The organism is Actinoplanes siamensis (assembly GCF_016862395.1).
Taxonomy (GTDB): domain Bacteria; phylum Actinomycetota; class Actinomycetes; order Mycobacteriales; family Micromonosporaceae; genus Actinoplanes; species Actinoplanes siamensis.
In genome coordinates this window covers 117467-134326 of the sequence record NZ_BOMW01000024.1, presented here as the reverse complement: position 1 = coordinate 134326, position 16860 = coordinate 117467, and the positions used below count along the sequence as shown (strand labels likewise).

General features: G+C 73.0%; 16 protein-coding genes. 6 read left to right on the top strand and 10 right to left on the bottom strand.

The window, feature by feature from the left end; all coding sequences use genetic code 11:
• Positions 1–157 precede the first annotated feature (157 nt).
• Positions 158–1138 (bottom strand): phosphotransferase family protein, encoded by a 981-nt coding sequence (locus tag Asi03nite_RS13550; protein ID WP_203679759.1) that lies wholly within the window; start codon positions 1136–1138, stop codon positions 158–160.
• A 36-nt stretch (positions 1139–1174) separates the two neighbouring features.
• Positions 1175–2242, bottom strand: a complete 1068-nt coding sequence (locus Asi03nite_RS13545) for an EamA family transporter (protein ID WP_239102663.1) — start codon at positions 2240–2242, stop codon at positions 1175–1177.
• A gap of 70 nt (positions 2243–2312) precedes the next feature.
• Between Asi03nite_RS13545 and Asi03nite_RS13540 the strand changes: the two genes are divergently transcribed.
• Positions 2313–3185 (top strand): LysR family transcriptional regulator, encoded by an 873-nt coding sequence (locus tag Asi03nite_RS13540; RefSeq protein ID WP_203679756.1) that lies wholly within the window; start codon positions 2313–2315, stop codon positions 3183–3185.
• A gap of 120 nt (positions 3186–3305) precedes the next feature.
• On the opposite strand, the gene Asi03nite_RS13535 is transcribed toward Asi03nite_RS13540, so the two are convergent.
• The 6 genes from Asi03nite_RS13535 to Asi03nite_RS13510 are packed head-to-tail and all read right to left on the bottom strand — an operon-like array spanning position 3306 to position 8749.
• A complete protein-coding gene (locus Asi03nite_RS13535; protein WP_203679754.1) occupies positions 3306–4169 on the bottom strand; it encodes a hypothetical protein in 864 nt (287 codons plus the stop codon).
• A 5-nt stretch (positions 4170–4174) separates the two neighbouring features.
• Positions 4175–5737, bottom strand: coding sequence for an AAA family ATPase (locus Asi03nite_RS13530; protein WP_203679752.1), 1563 nt, complete (start codon positions 5735–5737; stop codon positions 4175–4177).
• Positions 5738–5757: 20 nt separating this feature from the next.
• The gene (locus tag Asi03nite_RS13525; protein ID WP_203679750.1) at positions 5758–6306 is read right to left on the bottom strand and encodes a hypothetical protein; all 549 of its coding nucleotides are present in this window, start codon (positions 6304–6306) and stop codon (positions 5758–5760) included.
• A gap of 1 nt (position 6307) precedes the next feature.
• Positions 6308–6535 carry a hypothetical protein gene (locus Asi03nite_RS13520; RefSeq protein WP_203679748.1) on the bottom strand — a complete coding sequence of 76 codons (228 nt, stop codon included), beginning with the start codon at positions 6533–6535 and terminating at the stop codon, positions 6308–6310.
• Position 6536: 1 nt separating this feature from the next.
• Positions 6537–8306, bottom strand: coding sequence for a hypothetical protein (locus Asi03nite_RS13515; RefSeq protein ID WP_203679746.1), 1770 nt, complete (start codon positions 8304–8306; stop codon positions 6537–6539).
• A 23-nt stretch (positions 8307–8329) separates the two neighbouring features.
• Positions 8330–8749, bottom strand: a complete 420-nt coding sequence (locus Asi03nite_RS13510) for a hypothetical protein (RefSeq protein ID WP_203679744.1) — start codon at positions 8747–8749, stop codon at positions 8330–8332.
• 405 nt (positions 8750–9154) lie between these two features.
• On the opposite strand from Asi03nite_RS13510, the gene Asi03nite_RS13505 reads away from it, so the two are divergent.
• Together Asi03nite_RS13505 and Asi03nite_RS13500 are read left to right on the top strand one after the other, a co-directional pair.
• The gene (locus tag Asi03nite_RS13505) at positions 9155–10411 is read left to right on the top strand and encodes a hypothetical protein (protein ID WP_203679742.1); all 1257 of its coding nucleotides are present in this window, start codon (positions 9155–9157) and stop codon (positions 10409–10411) included.
• On the top strand, positions 10408–12213 hold the full coding sequence (locus tag Asi03nite_RS13500; RefSeq protein ID WP_203679740.1) for a caspase family protein: 1806 nt from the start codon (positions 10408–10410) through the stop codon (positions 12211–12213). Before Asi03nite_RS13505 ends, Asi03nite_RS13500 begins: the two co-directional genes overlap by 4 nt.
• Before the next feature lie 73 nt (positions 12214–12286).
• On the opposite strand, the gene Asi03nite_RS13495 is transcribed toward Asi03nite_RS13500, so the two are convergent.
• A complete protein-coding gene (locus tag Asi03nite_RS13495; protein ID WP_203679738.1) occupies positions 12287–12958 on the bottom strand; it encodes a Crp/Fnr family transcriptional regulator in 672 nt (223 codons plus the stop codon).
• A 328-nt stretch (positions 12959–13286) separates the two neighbouring features.
• On the opposite strand from Asi03nite_RS13495, the gene Asi03nite_RS13490 reads away from it, so the two are divergent.
• The 3 genes from Asi03nite_RS13490 to Asi03nite_RS13480 are packed head-to-tail and all read left to right on the top strand — an operon-like array spanning position 13287 to position 16369.
• A complete protein-coding gene (locus Asi03nite_RS13490; protein ID WP_203679735.1) occupies positions 13287–13718 on the top strand; it encodes a Fur family transcriptional regulator in 432 nt (143 codons plus the stop codon).
• Entirely contained in the window at positions 13715–15952 is a 2238-nt protein-coding gene (katG, locus tag Asi03nite_RS13485) for a catalase/peroxidase HPI (protein ID WP_203679733.1), read from the top strand. The genes Asi03nite_RS13490 and katG overlap by 4 nt, the downstream gene beginning before the upstream one ends.
• Positions 15953–16009: 57 nt before the next feature.
• Positions 16010–16369 (top strand): hypothetical protein, encoded by a 360-nt coding sequence (locus Asi03nite_RS13480; RefSeq protein WP_203679731.1) that lies wholly within the window; start codon positions 16010–16012, stop codon positions 16367–16369.
• 13 nt (positions 16370–16382) lie between these two features.
• Here Asi03nite_RS13480 and Asi03nite_RS13475 read toward each other — a convergent pair whose 3' ends face one another.
• Complete coding sequence (locus tag Asi03nite_RS13475) at positions 16383–16763, bottom strand: hypothetical protein (protein ID WP_239102662.1); 381 nt, start codon at positions 16761–16763, stop codon at positions 16383–16385.
• Positions 16764–16860 lie beyond the last annotated feature (97 nt).

Here is a 16860-nt window from a genome sequence, read left to right as displayed (position 1 = left end):
GCGGCCGCGGCGGCCGCGGCGGGCGCGGGCCGGGAGCGGCGGGCGCGGCGGGCACGGCGCGGTGGGCGCGCGGCGGGCACGGCGCGGTGGGCGCGCGGCGGGCACGGCGCGGCGGGCGCGGCCGTCAGGGAGTAGTGACCGGACGGCTGGGGAGATCTCAGGGCCGGTCGAAAAGGGCCAATGTCTCGTCCAGCCGGCCACGCGCCCAGTCGTAGTTCTCCGTGCCGGGAAAATTCCGGTACGCCGTCTCGATCGTCATGATCAGGACGAGGTAGAGGCAGTACAGCCGGCGGCGCACGCGCTCGTTCTCGGTGGCCGGGCCGCGACCGTAGCCGCGGATGAACGCCGTCGAGTCGCCGTACGCCGGGACCTCGCTGCCGGTGAAGCCGGCCTCGATCAGCGGGTCGCCGAAGAACGCCCGCTCGTGGTCGATGATCGCGACGATCCGGCCGTCGCGGACCATGACGTTGTTGTCCCACATGTCCCACTCGACGAACCGGGGCTCGGTCACCTCGTCAAGAGTGTCCGCGTGCGCGGCGATCACCGCCCGCACCGCCGCGTAGTCGTGACCCAGGTCGACCGAGCGTCGCTCGCCGTCGCGCAGCACGCCCTCGACCATGTCGGTGAACGCCGAGCGCCAGGTCGCGAAGCCCGGACCGGCGAGCGGGCCGAAGTGCGTACCCCGAATGGTGTTGAGCTCGCGGTTCAGCGCCCCGAGCGCCTCGTCGTAGGCGGCCCGCTCCTGCCGGGAGTGCTTGTCGCGCAGCATTCCGAGATTGTCCGCGTCGATGTACTCCATGCAGAACCAGTCGGCGTCGCACAGCTCGTGACTCCGATCGGCGAAGTCCACGGTGGGCACCGGCACGCCGGTCGCCGCGCGGATCAGACGCAGCGCGGCGAGTTCCGTGGCCATCGCGCCGTGCTCGTACGTCATCACCTCGACGTGCGGCGGCGGCGCGATCTTGAGGACCGCCTGACGGCCGGAGCGCAGGCGGATCCGGTACGCGACGTTGAACCAGCCGTGGCCCAGCTCGGCGCACCAGTCGTCGCCGTCCGGCACCTCGCCCGCGCCGTACGCCCGCTCGGTCATCGCCCGCAGCACCGCCAGGGGCTGCCGGTTCTTGGTGATGCTCTCCATCGCGGGCTCCCCCTCGCTCGGCGGCTCCGGAGCAACCTAGCGCCGCACGCCCCGTTCCGGAAGGCGTCGACGGCAGTGCGGACCGCTACACGTTGCCGAGAACGGATCGACCCCGGTCGCCGCGTCACCGGGCGGACCGACCGGCCCGGCGACGATCGCCGCAGGCCGCGGCCCAGGCGACGGAGCAGAAGCGGGCCCGGAAGCCGAACTGGACGCAGAGGCGGGAGCGGAATCGTCGACGACAGCGTCCGACGGCCCCGCCTCGGCCCGCCCGCGAACGACCGCACCGAACACGTTGACCGCCACCACGATCAGAATCCCCGTCCACTCGTGCGCCCGCGGCGCCTCCCCGAGCAGAACCAGCCCGGCCAGGGCCGCGAACACCGGATGCACGCTCATCACCACCCCGAAGTACCGCGGCGGCACCCGCCGCAGGGCGATCAGATCGGCCGCGTACGGAATCGCCGAGGCGAACACTCCGGCCGCCACTCCGAACAGCAGCGCCAGCCCGGTCATCCGTCCGGAGACGATCAGCCACACCAGAACCGGCAGATAGAGCAGAACGGACACCGAGATGGCCGCGGCCGGCGCCTGCAGACCGGGCAGGCGCTGCCCGAGCAGACGATTGAGCATGATGTACGCGGCCCAGCACCCACCCGCCAGCGCCCCCGACCCGATGCCCGCCCAGTCACTGTCACCGTGCGGCAACACCAGGACATAGACGCCGATTCCGGCACCCCCGGCGCAGATCAGGTCCGTTCTGGTACGGGATCCGGCCAGCGCCACGCCGAGCGGACCGAGGAACTCGAGCGTGACCGCCAGCCCCAGCCCGACCCGGTCCACAGCGGTATACAGGCTGATGTTCATGGTCGCGAAGACCAGACCGAGAAGGATCGTCGGCCACCACTGCGGCCAGCGGAACCGGTGCAGCGGCGGCCGGGCCACCGGCAGCAGCACCGCCGCCGCGACGACCTGCCGGACCGCGACCACGCCGGCCGGGCCGATCAGCGGGAACGCGTGCGCGCCGATCGCCGCGCCGGCCTGGTTGGCGGCGGCCCCGGTCATCATGGTCGCCAGGCCGCCCTTGAGCTGTCGCACCGTCATGCTCCGCATCGAACCTCGCCGGAACGCGCGCCGAGAAATGACTTCCGCATACGACTTATACGCTCGTCGTATGGATCTGCAGTTGCGTCACCTGCGGGCGCTGGTCGCGGTCGTGGACGCGGGCACGTTCACCGATGCGGCGACCGCCTTGAACACCTCGCAGGCCGCTGTGTCGCGGTCGGTCGCGGCGTGTGAGCAGGCATTGGGGGTACGCCTGCTGCAGCGCACCACCCGCCACGTGAGCGTGACCGCGACGGGGGCCCAGGTGCTGGCCGGCGCCCGGCGCGTCCTCGACGAGGTGGCGCATCTGCACCGGATCGCCGAGCGGACGCGCACGGAGCTCCGGGTCGGCTACGCGTGGGCGGCGCTGGGCAAGCACACCCGGCGGCTGCAGCGCTCGTGGGCCGGCGTGCGACCCGGGATTCCGCTGGTCTTCGTGCAGACGAACAGCATCACGGCAGGCCTGAGCGAGGGCGCCGCCGACGTGGCGGTGATCCGCAAGCCTCTGGACGACCCACGGTTCGCCACCGCGCGAATCGGGGCGGAGTCGCGGTGCGCGGCGGTCTCCACCGAGAACCCGCTGGCCCGGCGGCGGACGTTGCGGCTCGGCGACCTGAGCCGGTACACCGTGGCGATCGACGCCCGGACCGGCACCACGACGCCGGACCTGTGGTCGCCGGGCCCGCCGCCGGCCGCCGTCCGGCCCACGCACGGCGTCGACGAGTGGCTGACGCTGATCGCCGCGAACCAGGCCGTCGGGGTGACGTCCGAGGCGACCGCCAACCAGAATCCGCGGCCCGGCGTGGCGTACCGGATGCTGCGCCGGACCCCGCCCATCCCGGTGTGGCTGGCCTGGTGGCGCGACGATCCGCCGGCCGAGCTGGACGACCTGGTCCGGCTGAGCCGCGAGGCCTACGGCGCCCCGCCGGAAGACGCGTTGTAGCGCCCCGCGGAACCGCCGGAGGATCCCGCACGGCAGCCCCACCGAAAGGGCCCCACGGCGTGGCGGTCCGGCTGTCGGGACGGCCCGACGGGTCGGCGTGGCGGCCCCCTCTCGAACCGGTCAGAACGCTCCGGCCAGCAGGAGGGCGGTGACGGCGAGCAACAGGGCGGCTCCGGCGAAGCCGAGCCGGACCGAGCGCGGCAAGGCCGGGTGTCCGGCGAGGCGGCGCACGACCGGGCCGTCCATCCCGGCCAGGATCGCGACGGTACGTGCGGTGCCACCGCGCCCGGGAGTGACCCGCACGACGTCGTTGGCCCGCAGCGCGTCCCGGGGCTCGTCGTCGCGCAGCGTGAACGGGGTCGAGCGGCCGTCCCGGGTGCGCACGGTGAACTGGCGGACCTTGCCGGTCGAGGCGCGGAACTGCTCCACCGCGACGCCGGTGACGACCAGCAGGGGAAGCGCCACGCCGAGGAGGACCACGCCGAAGCCGGCCCCGCCCCGAAGCGCCCGGCCCCCGGCGGCGGCCAGCGTGATCAGGGCGGCCACGGCGACCGCGAGCAGCCCGGGCGGCGCCTGGCCGGACACCGTGGCGCGGGTGATCACAACCGGTCCGGCGACCAGCCCGACGAACTCGTCCGAGTCCTGGCGACGGCGCGACGGGCCGGCTGGGCCGGGGCGACGTCGAGAGCGGTCGGCCGGCTCCCGGCGACGACGCGGCGCAGGTGGGGGCGCGGGCGCTCGATCACCGGCGGAGGTCCGGTCGCCCGGGGACGGGCTGCGGCGCGGGGCGGGCTCCGGCGCCGGTGGACGGCGGCCGGGAGGAGGCCGCCGCGCCGTGGGGTTCCCGGCGGGCCGGGCCGGCTCGGCCGGGTCATGGATCAGCCGGCGGGGACGCGGCGGCGGGGACGCCTCCTCGCGGAACCGGTGCGCCGGCGGCGAGTTCGGGAAGAGCGGACGGTCGTCGTCCTCGCGGGGCCCGGTCATCGAGCTCAATCCCCGAAGACGACGACGCGGCGGCCCGGCCGCCTGGCGCCGGCGGTCGCCGCGGCCGCCGGGCGGCCGGCCGGCACCGCGCGGTCCCGGCCCCAGCCCCGGATCTCCTCGATCTGCTCCGGGTTGGTGCGGCTCAGCGGCATCGTGTTGCCGAACGTGTCCAGCACGAACTCCGGGCGCAGCGACTCCGCCCCGTTCAGGTAGACCTGCTCGCCCACCTCGTGCAGCGCCGCCTCGATGTCCGCGCCGGCGAACCCCTCGGAGAGCCCGACCAGCTTGTCCACGAGCTCCGGCGACGGTTCCTGCCGCACGTAACGCCGGTAGTACATGCCGATGATCTCCTGGCGGTCCTCCGGGTCCGGCAGGTCCACGAAGAACAACTCGTCGAAGCGGCCCTTGCGCAGCAGCTCGGGCGGCAGCGACCGGACGTCGTTGCTGGTCGCCACGAGGAACACCCGGTGCCGTGACTCCTGCAGCCAGAACAGGAACTGGCCGATCAGCCGGCGGCTGACGCCGGTGCTGTCGTTCTGCCCGGCCAGCCCCTTCTCGATCTCGTCGATCCAGAGCACGCACGGCGCCAGCCGGTCGGCGGTCTCCAGCGCCTCCCGCAGCCGGTTCTCCGACTGCCCGAAGTACTGTCCCATGATGGCGCCCAGGTCGAGGCGGTAGAGCGGCAGCCGCCACTCGGTCGCGATCGCCTTGGCGGACAGGGACTTCCCGCAGCCGGGCACGCCGACCAGCAGCACCCCGCGGGGCGGCCGCAGCTCGCTGTCGCGCAGGTCGGCGGTGATGAACTGGTGCTTGCGGCGCAGCCAGGCGCGCAGGCTGGTCAGGCCGCCGACCGCGGCCTCGGCCGGGCGCAGCTTGACCCGTTCCAGCCCGGTCAGCGCGCCGAAGTGCTTGTCCTTGTACTCGGCGAGGTTCTCCACGTCGGAGCGTTCCACCGCGCCCTTGGCGACCAGCGTGGCCAGCACGTTGATCGCGGTGCCCTCCGGCACGCCGACCAGGAACTCCGCGGCGCGGCGGGCGTCCTGCCCGGTCCACGCGATCGGGACCACGCCCTGGTGGTCGCGGAGGAACTCGACGATCACGTCGTACATTTCGGCGGCGTCCGGCAGGTCGAGCGTGACACTCATGCCGAGCCGTTCCAGGCCGCTCCAGAGCGGGGTGTCGGTGACGATCACGATGCTGCCGGAGTTCGCGTCGGCGAGCCGGGCCAGTTCGGCGACGTGCCGGCTGGCGGTGTTGTCGTCGCTGAGGTTCTCCGGATCCACGAAGATCACCGTGGCCTGGGCGCGGCTGGTGAACTGCTGGGCGGCGAAGTCCATCGCGCCGGTCAGCGACCGGTCCTCCTGGGCCGGCGCGTTGGTGCGCAGGTCGCGCAGCCCGGTGGCCCGGGTGAAGATCCAAAACGGCAGGCCGGCGCGGCGCGGGGCGGCGGCCACCTGCTTGACCATCCGCAGCGCGCGGATCTGCTCGATGCTGCGCACCCCGATGATCGGGACGCGGGCGGAGATGTAGCTGTCCAGGTCCCGGAGGGACTCCGCGTAGTTCGACATCTCGTAGCTCTCCAGGCGGGTCAGTCGAGGATCACTCGGCGCTTGGGGGTCGCGGTCGGGTCGGCGGCGGCCCAGCCGTCGCCGGTGACGTGCGGGCCGCGGGTCACCGCGGTCAGCGGGTTCTCCCGCACCGTCCGCAGGCGGGCCTCGACCAGCTCCCGCGGCACGCCGGAGGACCGCATCCGCCACACCTGCTCGTCGATCTGCCGCTGGACCGACCGGATCGCGTCGTCGACCATCCCGGTGAGCCTGGCCCGCAGTTCGTCGGTCAGTCCGGGCGCGCCGGCCAGCTCCCGGATCGGCGGCAGCGCCCACCGGGCGTGGTTGAGCGCGCGGGCCGCCGCGAACTCGTCGGGCGCCGCGGTCAGCTCCCGGGACAGCGTCCGCGACCAGGCGACCATCCGGTCGTCGAGCGCGCCGGTGATCCGGTCGGCCAGCCGTGCCCAGCTGTCGGCCGCGAAGTCGTCGCGGACCAGCCGGGGCAGGCCGGCCGGGTCGAGCCGTTCCCCGGCCGCCCAGCGTTCCAGGAAGTCGGCCCAGGCCTGGTAGTGCCCGCCGGTGACCCACACGTCAGTCCCTCCGGCGGCGGTTGACCAGGATCTCGCCGGGCGGCGGCGGATCCCAGGAGGGCAGGTCGCGCACCTGGCGCCGGGCGCGGGCGGTCTGCGGCTTGTGGTGCGTGGACTGGCGCGCCCAGGGCACCTCCTCCTCCGCGGCCCCGCCCGCCGGGACGGCCGGGGCGGGGGTGAACTGCTGCGGGATCGGGTGGTGTGGCCGCGCGCCGGCGGGCTCGGTCATCTCAGGCTCCTGTCCGCGTGCCGGCGTGGGCCACGCGCCGCTCGTACGGGGTGGCGGGGCTGCCGGCCGTGGCCAGGTCGGCGACCACCGCCCGGACCGCTGCCTCACGGCCGTCGGCCTGCCGGAACGCGGTGGTCCAGTCGGCCAGCTCGGCCGCGCCGCCGCGCAACTGCTGGATCGAGTCCACCTTGGCGCGTTCCAGGAAGTCACGGGCTTGCTGCTGGACCGCTGCCTGGTTCTGCGCCTGATACCAGAGCACCCCGCCCCAGACCGCGCCGACCAGCAGGGCGGCCACCAGCATGATCGGCTGGGCGAAGCCGCACAGCAGCAGGACCAGCACCACCGCGCCGGGCGCGATGAGGTTGCGCTGCCAGTTGTAGGCGAGGCTGTCGACGAACGGCCGGCCGGCCCGGTCCCAGTGCTCGGCCAGCGACCGTTCCAGCGCCTCGATCGGCCGGGTGAACGAGCCGGTCCAGCGGGGCAGCCGGAAGGCCACGCCGGCCAGATTGTGGTCGGACTCGAAGACCGCCTCGACGTCGGCCGGCAGCTCGGTCCGGTAGTCCCGGCTGTACTGGGCGTGTGCCTGGGCGAACCACTCGTGGCAGGACGAGACCGCCATCCGCTGGGTGGCCCGGCTGACCCCGAGCTTGTCCGGGTTCAGCGCCGACTCGCTCTGGGTGGTCAGGTAGTCGTGCCGCTTGTCCAGGGCGAGCAGGTCGGTGTCCAGGTCTCGCCGGGCCGCGGCCAGGTCGCCGCCGTGCTTGACGATCGCGTGGTTCTCGGCGAGGTCGCGGCTCAGCGGCAGCTCCTCCTCGTCGAAGCCGGTGACCAGCAGGTCCAGAATGTCGTCGACCTGGTCCTCGATGCGGGCGCGGGCGGCCGGCTCCTCGACCGCCATCGCCGAGTACCGGTTGATCAGGGCCTCGTGCGCGGCGGCCCGGGACAGCACCCGGTCCATCTGCGGCCACTGCGGCGAGACCGCGACGAGCCGCGGGTACCGGTCCGCCACGGGCGGCCCCACGTACTTCTCCAGCTCGGACCGCCAGCGCTGGATCTGTGCCTGCTCCCGGGCCGGGTCGCTGAGCAGCTGGGCCCGCCACTGGTCGAGGCGTTCCTGGACCATCTCGATGCCGGCCGGGCCGAACGCGCCCTGCGACACCGACTCCAGGATCACCGCGAACTCGCGGCCCAGGTCGCTCGGGTCGAGCGCGGCCAGGTAGTGCCGCAGCCATCGCAAGGAGCTCTCACCCCGGCCCTGCCTGCGCAGGATCAGCGCCATGAACAGCGAGGTGCGGCCCGGCGACCGGTGGAACGCCTCCTGCACCGCGCGTTCGCAGGTCGCCTGGTCGTCGGCCAGCCACGCTTGCAGCGCGACCAGGACCGGCGCCAGCCAGTAGCCGGGTGTCTCGACCATCAGTTGCTCGCCGACGTCCCGCAGTGTCTCGTCGGAGACCAGGCCCACGTCGAAACCCTGCAGCATGCCCCGGGCCACTCGGCGGACCACCTTGTAGTGACCGAACCGGTGCTCGATCTGGGCCTCGATCACCCCGATCCGCGTCTCGGCGCGCTGCGCGTTGGCCGTGCGCTCGGCCTTGAGCACGTACTCCTCGAAGGACCGCGCCAGCAGCTGGAGCTGGCTGTTGACCTCCTCGGTGCGCTGGCCGACGCCGGCGACCTGCAGGCTCACCTGCCCGACGCCCTCTTCCAGGCGCAGCACCAGTTGCTGGACCGCGTCGACTTTGTGGTGGAGCTGGCGATCCGGATCAGTCATGGTGGTAGCTCGGCCTTTCCCGGTCAGGCGGCGACGGAGCCGTCGTGGAGAACGGGGCGCAGTTCCCCGCTGGCGTAGACCTCGACGAAGTCGTAGGCGCCGGTGCGCACCAGCATCCGGGCCCGGGCGAACGGCTCGGGCACCGGATCGGCGGGCGCGTAGTGCTCGACGATCGACTGGAACAGGTCGAGGCGGTGGTCGATGTAGGGCGGACCGAGGTGGCAGAGCGCGAACATGCCCAGCGGCACGTCGCCGAACTCGCTCTCGTACTCCGCGCGGATCCATCCGTCGAGCTGCGCGCGGGTGGCCGTGTCGAGACCCGCGTCGAGGCGGTGCACCGCCTCGACGAGGCCGGCGTGACGAGGCTTGCGCAGCTGCCGCCGCACCGGGGTGAACCTTTTCTGATCTTGCCCGGCGACGGCCGGACGGGCGTCGAGGCCCATTTCGACGCGGCGCCTTCGCTGGAATTCCACTTGCCCCCCGAACGCGGTCGGAAAAGAACGAACAATGACCGGCAGCAGATGCCGGCGAGCGTAACAACAGGGCGGCGAGGCGCACCATAGCCCGTTTCAGGTCGGTCGGCGAATACGTCAGATCAACGCCGGCCACCGTTCGGCGACCGTCCACGATGATCGCTGGGGTGGACTGACCGAACGGCCGACTCGTTCCGGCCCAGCGCCTCTCACCGGCCCGGACGCAAGACTGCCACAGTCCTGCACGGACATTCCGCTGTAGGACGGAATTACGTCGGACATTGTCGATCTTGATACCGGAATTGATTCTTGTCGGCCCCGCGAGAGCGTGCGAGGATACCCCGCGTGCTTCTGCCGAAGAGCGGTGAGTAATTGATGGCGAACAACGCTGTCGTTCAACTGGACGAATTACTCCGAACGGATGAGGTGCTGGCCGACGCTCGGCTGATCGCACCTCCCGCCCGCGGAGAAGATCAATTCGCGATCGGCGTGCGGTGCGGCCGGCCGCTGCTCTACCCCGCCGACGCGCGGGACCTGCCGGTGGCGCTGCGCAGCCGGGCCGCGGCCACCGGCGCCCGCTACCTCGGCGCGCTGTTCGCGTTCGATCTGGACCCGGCGCCGGCCGGGTACCGGTACTCCGCCGCCCGGTTCACCGTCGACCTCGGCGACTGCGACGTGCCGGCCGTGCTGGTGCACGCCGGCGCCGACCAGTTCGGGCTGCTCGCCGACGGTGCCGCGTCGCCGTTGGCCGACCGGGCGGCGGCCGGCGGCGTATCCCGGCTGATCAGCCGGCTGCGCTCGCGCGACGACCGGCCACCGGCGTGGACCACCGGGGCGCAGAGCACCCGCTTCGGCTGGCGTTACCAGGATCGGCGCGGCACGCCGCTGCTGCCGCGGACGTACGGGGTGCACGCGGTCCTCGAGGTGACCGGCTCCGGACGTACCGACATCGCCGGTTTCCTGGAAGTCGAGGCCGAGCTCACCGGAGCGGTCCGCCGGCGCGCCTCGACCCGCCACCGCATCCCGTTCGCGGCGCCCCTGCCGGGCGCCGCCGCGGGCCGCGCCGCCGCCGTGCGGCTCTGCATGGCCGCGGACGTGGTCGGCTACAGCAGGCGCCCGGAGGCCGCCGAGCGGCTGCAACACGACCTGGTCAGCGTGCTGGCCGACGCCCGGTGGGCGGCCGGCGTGACAGCCGCCCAGGTGAGTCCGCAGCCGCAGGGCGACGGACAGTTCACCGTGCTGCCGGCCGGCCTGGACGAGTCGGACGCGATCCCCCGGCTGCTGCGCGGCCTGGACGAGGCTCTGCGGTTCCGCAACGCGGCGTCCGGCGACGAGCCGATGCGGCTGCGCCTCGCGCTGCACCGCGGCCTGGTCAAGGAGGCCGACAACGGCTGGGTCGGGCGGGCCGCCGTCGCCGTGCACCGGCTGCTGGACTCGCCGCCGCTGCGCGCCGCGGTCGCCGACCATCCGAGGGCCGACTGGGTGCTCGGCGTGCCCGACGTGCTCTACGCCGACGTGCTGGCCACCGGCACGGAACCACCGCCGGCGGCGTTCCAGCCGGTCACCGTGGACCTGCCCGGCAAGGGGTTCCGCGAACATGCCTGGCTCTACGTGCCCGGGGCGGTCGCATGAGCACGGTCTGGGCGCTGGTCGCCGGCATCGACGCCTACCGCGCGGTGACCCCGCTGACCGGCTGCCGCAACGACGCCGGCGCGGCCCTGGCGCTGCTGCGCTCCCGGGCCGGCGACCGGCTGCGCGCCGCCGAGCTGTACGACGGCGAGGCCACCCGCGACGCGATCGTCGACGGCATCCGGCGCCACCTCGGCCAGGCCCGCGAGGGCGACACCGCGATCTTCTGGTTCGCCGGGCACGGCTCCACCTCGCCGCTGCCGCCACAGCTGTGGCCCCTGGAACCCAGCGGGCGGATGCAGACGCTGGTCTGCGCCGACTCGCGCGAGGGCGAGGTGCCCGACCTGTACGACAAGGAGTTGTCCGTGCTGCTCGACCAGGTCGCCGCCACCGGGTGTCACGTGGCCGTGGTGCTGGACAGCTGCCACGCGGCCGGCATGGTCCGCGGCGAGCTGCCGGAGCCGGTCGCGCACGTGCGCAAGGTGCCGCCGGCCGCCCGCGCCCCGGAGCCCGGCGATCTCATCCCCGAGTTGCGCGCCGGCTGGACCGCGCTGCCCGGACGCAGCCGCGTGGTGCAGCTCGCCGCGTGCCGCTCCGACCAGCTCGCCCAGGAGCTGCCGATGGACGGCGGGTCGCCGCACGGGGTGTTCAGCTGGGCGCTGCTGCGGGCGCTGACCCAGCTCGGGCCGCGCGCGACGTACCGGGAACTGCTCGCCGCCGCCCGCTGCGCGGTGGAGGACCGGGTCGCCTTCCAGACCCCGCAACTGGACGGCGACGAGTCCGCCGACCAGCCGTTCCTCGGCGGGGCGCTGCGGCCGCCCGCCTCCGGGATCCTGCTGCGGCGGCTGGGCGGGCGCTGGGAGATCGACGCCGGCGCCTGCCACGGGCTGCCCTCCCCGGACCTGGGGCCGCTGCGCGTGGCGGTCGCCGGGGACGGCCCGGTGCGCCCCGCGAACGTGGTGTCGGTGCTGGTCGACCGGTCCGTGGTGGAACCGGACGGCTGGACGCCCGACCCGCGGCGGCAGTACCCGGTGGTGATCACCCGGCTACCGCGGCCCGGACTGGCCGTCGACGTCGGAGGATCCGCCGAGCTCGCCCGGCTGACGGCCGCGTCGCCGCTGCTGCGGGTGCAGCCCCCGGGCGAGGTGCCGGAGCTGCGGTTCCGCGGCACCCGGATCCTCGGCGCCGACGAGTCCGAGTTGGCGGTCACCTCCTCGGCACCGCACACGGTCCGCGCCGCGGAGCACATCGCCCGGTGGCGGCAGGTGCAGGCGCTGACCAACCCGGGCTCCCGGCTGGCCGGCCAGGTCCGGTTGGAGATCACCACGGGCGGGACGGCGCTCACCCCCGGCCCGGACGGACTGATCCGGATGGAGTACCTGCGCCGCGCCGGGGGCTGGGTCGCGCCGACCGCGTTCATCAGGCTGCACAACACCTCCGACCAGCCGCTGTTCTGCGTGCTGCTGGATCTGACCGGCCGCTACCGGATCCACGCCGGGCTCTTCCCCGGGGAGTTCGTCGGGCCGCGCCGGACCGGGGCGGCGCTCCACGGCCGCCCGGTGCAGTTCCGGCTGCCCGCCCGTACCCCTGTCGAGCCCAAGGCGCAGATCCGGGACTGGCTGAAACTGATCGTGGCCGAGGACGAGTTCGCCGCGCTGCCGTTCGAGCAGGGCTCGATCGACGACGCCGGGCGGCGGGGCGTGCCGGCGCCGGTCACCATGCACCGGGACGCGGGCGGGGCGGAGGACGATCCGTACGACTGGACGGCCGTCACCCTGGGCGTGGTGACCGTGGTGCCCGGGTGAGCCCCTTCGAGCTCGCCCTGGACCACCGAATCCGCTCGGGCCGGTGACGGCACCCGTCGACCGCAGGCGAATCTCAGGCGCCCGGATGGGACCGTAACCTTTCGATGTCCAGGACACTCACCCGGCGGTAACCCGTCCGGACCAGACCGGCGGTACGCAGGGTCCGCAACGCCTTCTGCACGGAGTCCTCCGCGGCGCCGATCAGCTCGGCCAGTTCGGGTTGGCTCAGTTCCACCCCGATCAGCACTCCGCCGCCCCGGGCGGGCACCCCGGCCCACTCCGCGAGGTCGGCGAGCACCCGCGCCAGTCGTACGTCGACCGGGTGGGTGGTGAAATCGGCCCGGCGCACGTTGGACCACCGCAACCGCTTGCCCACCTCGACCGTCAGTTCGGCGGCCGCCTCGGGCCGCCGGGCCAGGAACGCCCGGAACTCGCGCCCGCTGACCACCGTGGAGACCACCTCGCCGCAGGCGGTCACGGTCGCCGAGCGGTCCGCCCCGGAGATCGCCGCGAACTCGCCGACGATGTCGCCCGGCAGCCGGACCGCGACCAGCCGCTCCGGGTGCCCGTCGGCGACGGTGACCTTGACGAAGCCTCGGCGGATCACCTCGACGTGGTCGTCCGTTCCGCCCTGACGGAAGATCCGTTTGCCGGGCGGCAGGGTGCGGGTCGCTCCCAGACGCAGCAGTTCCTCCCGTACCGGCTCGGCGAGCCGGTCCAGGAACGACCCCCCACTCCACTCCACCAGCTATTCGTAGCACGCCCGGGATCGACCACCGTGAACGGCCGCAGCCCGCCGCCGGGCCGCCTGCGAACGGCGGCGGTCCGGCGGCCCAACCGCCAGCCGCGACCTTGCGGCGCGCAACGGCCGGAAGCGGCCCGCAGCCTCGCGGAAGACCGGCACGGGACCCGCCAGCGGAGGGAACTCCCCCGGGCGTACCTGCCGAGTCTCCGCTGTTCGTGGCCGCCCGCGACCCTCAGCCGACCTGGCGCCGTACCCAACTTCGAGTGAACAACAGACGCACCTGTCACAAAACTTGATTCATTCCAGAAAAGGGGTCTATGGTCTCCGGGTGACGTCAGACTTCGAGGCTCAGCTGCGGGCGGTCTCGTTGCGCGTGACACGGCCACGACTGGCGGTGCTCGCCGCGCTGCGGGACCACCCGCACGTCGACACCGACACGGTGATCGCGCTGGTGCGCGCGGATCATCCGGCGGTCTCCCACCAGGCGGTCTACGATGTGCTGCGTGCGCTCACCGACACCGGTCTGGTGCGGCGCATCCAGCCCGCCGGCGCGACCGCCCGCTATGAGATGCGGGTCCGGGACAACCACCATCACGTGGTGTGCCGCTCCTGCAGTGTGATCGCCGACGTCGACTGCGCGGTCGGCAACGCCCCATGTCTCACCGCCTCGCACGATCACGGCTTCGTGATCGACGAGGCGGAGGTCGTCTATTGGGGCACCTGCCCCGACTGCCTGACCCGTTCGGAAGGAATCAGATGAGCGACATCCAAGACCCGAAGGCCTCCGGCTGCCCGGTCGCCCACGACTCCGTAACCTCACAGGGCAGCGAGAGCGAGAACCCGGGCATCCCTTCGCCGGAACCCAAGACCGGCGGCCGCCCGCGCAGCAACCGCGACTGGTGGCCCAACCAGCTGGACCTGTCGGTGCTGCACGCCCACTCGTCCAAGGTCAACCCGCTCGGGCCGGACTTCTCCTACGCCCAGGAGTTCGCCAAGCTCGACGTCGAGGCCCTCAAGCAGGACATCGCCACCGTCCTGACCACCTCGCAGGACTGGTGGCCGGCCGACTTCGGGCACTACGGCGGCCTGATGATCCGGATGAGCTGGCACGCCGCCGGCACGTACCGGATCCAGGACGGCCGCGGTGGCGCGGGTGACGGCGGGCAGCGGTTCGCCCCGCTCAACAGCTGGCCGGACAACGCCAACCTGGACAAGGCCCGCCGCCTGCTCTGGCCGGTCAAGGCCAAGTACGGGCAGAAGATCTCCTGGGCCGACCTGCTGGTGCTGGCCGGCAACGTGGCGCTGGAGACGATGGGCTTCAAGACCTTCGGCTTCGGTTTCGGCCGGGAGGACGTCTGGGAGCCGGAGGAGATCTTCTGGGGTCCCGAGGACACCTGGCTGGGCGACGAGCGCTACGTCTCGGACAAGACGATGGCCGAGGGCGTCGGCGCGACCGAGATGGGCCTGATCTACGTCAACCCGGAGGGCCCGCGCGGAAGCGCGGACCCGCTGGCGGCGGCCCACTTCATCCGGGAGACGTTCGCCCGGATGGCGATGAACGACGAGGAGACCGTCGCGCTGATCGCCGGTGGCCACACGTTCGGCAAGACGCACGGCGCCGCGGTCGCCACCGACCACGTCGGCCCGGAGCCCGAGGGCGCGCCGCTGGAGGCGCAGGGCCTGGGCTGGCTGAGCACGCACGGCGCCGGCAAGGCCGGCGACACGATCACCAGTGGCCTCGAGGTCACCTGGACCGACGTGCCGACCCAGTGGAGCAACCGCTTCTTCGAGATCCTCTTCGGCTACGAGTGGGAGCTGACCACCAGCCCGGGTGGCGCGAAGCAGTGGGTCGCCAAGGACGCCGAGCCGATCATCCCGGACCCGTTCGACCCGGCGAAGAAGCACCTGCCGACGATGCTGACGACAGACCTGTCGCTGCGCGTCGACCCGGCGTACGAGAAGATCTCGCGCCGTTTCCTGGAGAACCCGGACGAGTTCGCGCTGGCCTTCGCCAAGGCCTGGTACAAGCTGCTGCACCGCGACATGGGTCCGGTCTCCCGCTTCCTCGGCCCGTGGGTCCCGGAGGCCCAGCTGTGGCAGGACCCGGTCCCGGCCGTCGAGCACCCGCTGGTCGGCGACGCCGAGGTGGCCGCCCTCAAGGCGAAGGTGCTGGAGTCCGGCCTGACCACCACCGAGCTGGTCTCGGCCGCGTGGGCGTCGGCCGCCACCTTCCGCTACACCGACCGGCGCGGCGGCGCGAACGGCGCCCGCATCCGGCTGGAGCCGCAGCGCAGCTGGGAGGTCAACCGCCCGGTCGCCGACGTGATCACCAAGCTGGAGTCCATCCAGCGGGAGTTCAACGCGGCCGGCGGCGCGAAGATCTCGGTGGCCGACCTGATCGTGCTGGCCGGCACCGCCGCGGTGGAGAAGGCCGCGAAGGACGCCGGTGTCGAGGTGAGCGTCCCGTTCCACCCCGGCCGCACCGACGCCACCCAGGAGCAGACCGACGTCGAGTCGTTCGCCGTCCTCGAGCCGCGCGCCGACGGTTTCCGCAACTACCTGCGCCCCGGTGAGAAGACCCAGCCGGAGATCCTGCTGGTCGACCGGGCGTACATGCTGAACCTGACCGCGCCGGAGATGACCGTCCTGCTCGGCGGCCTGCGCACGCTGGGCGCCAACTTCGGCGGCGCGCAGCACGGCGTGCTGACCGACAAGCCGGGCGTGCTCAGCAACGACTTCTTCGCCAACCTGCTCTCCCCGGGCACCCGGTGGAAGGCGGCGCAGTCCGAGGAGCACGTCTACGAGATCCGCGACGCGGCCACCGACGAGCTGAAGTGGACCGCCACCGCGGTCGACCTGATCTTCGGCTCCAACTCGCAGCTGCGCGCCCTCGCCGAGGTCTACGCCAGCGCCGACGCCAAGGAGAAGTTCGTCAAGGACTTCGCCGCGGCGTGGGTCAAGGTCATGGACAACGACCGCTACGACCTGGCCTGATCCCAGTTCGGAGCAGGCGAGCCCGGCCGGTCGCACGATGACCGGCCGGGCTCGCCGGTGTTCGGGGCTCCGCGAGGCCGGTCGCGGTCGGGGCCGCTGGGCACGGCGAACCGCTTCCCGCTGACCCCGAACCCGGACTACGACAAGGACGAGATCCGGCCTCTGCTCTGCGCGCCGACCACCACCATGCCGGTCCGGTACTGCGTCACGCACATCACCCCGAAGCCGTTCGGCACCTTCGGCAAGATCCAGGTGCCCCCGCACCGCGACGCCGCCGGGCGTGCCACCGGAGTCCGCAGCGCCGGCGTCCTCGTCGTGGTGCTCCGGCCGCGGGCTCGCTGGTGGCGGCGCTCCCCGCCGACGGCAGCACTCGTCGCGGATGGCGGCGCTCCCGGCCGGCGGCACGCTCCCCGCTGACGGCACCTCCTCGCTAGTGGCAGAGAAGCAGCAGCTTGAGGCCCGCGCAGCAGGAAGCGGTCAGCGCGACAGTCACGGCGAGCAGGCCCCGGGCGACGATCAGGCCCGCCCCGCGGCCGTTCCAGGTGACCGGGAGCAGCTGTTCCACGACGACCGTCAGCAACCAGGCAAGCAGTAGCAGCGGATAGAACAGATCCCAGCTCTCGTCGGGAAAGGCGCTGGCGTTGCCGTTGCCGCCGTAGTTGGGGCAGTCACGCACGTCGGTGGCCGGCCGGAGCGCCACGGTCAGCACCGTGAGCAGCACCGCGCCCACCAGCAGCGCCCGGAAACCGGCCAGCGGCGCCCGGGGCTTCGCCAGCCCGGCACGCTCACCTTCGAAGAAGAAGATCGTCAACTCCCTGAGTCAGCCCGCCCACTCGCCCACATGTTCGCAGAGACGATCCAGCGGTACGCCGTGGGAGCCCCACCCCGCGCCGATCTCCGGCGACGCC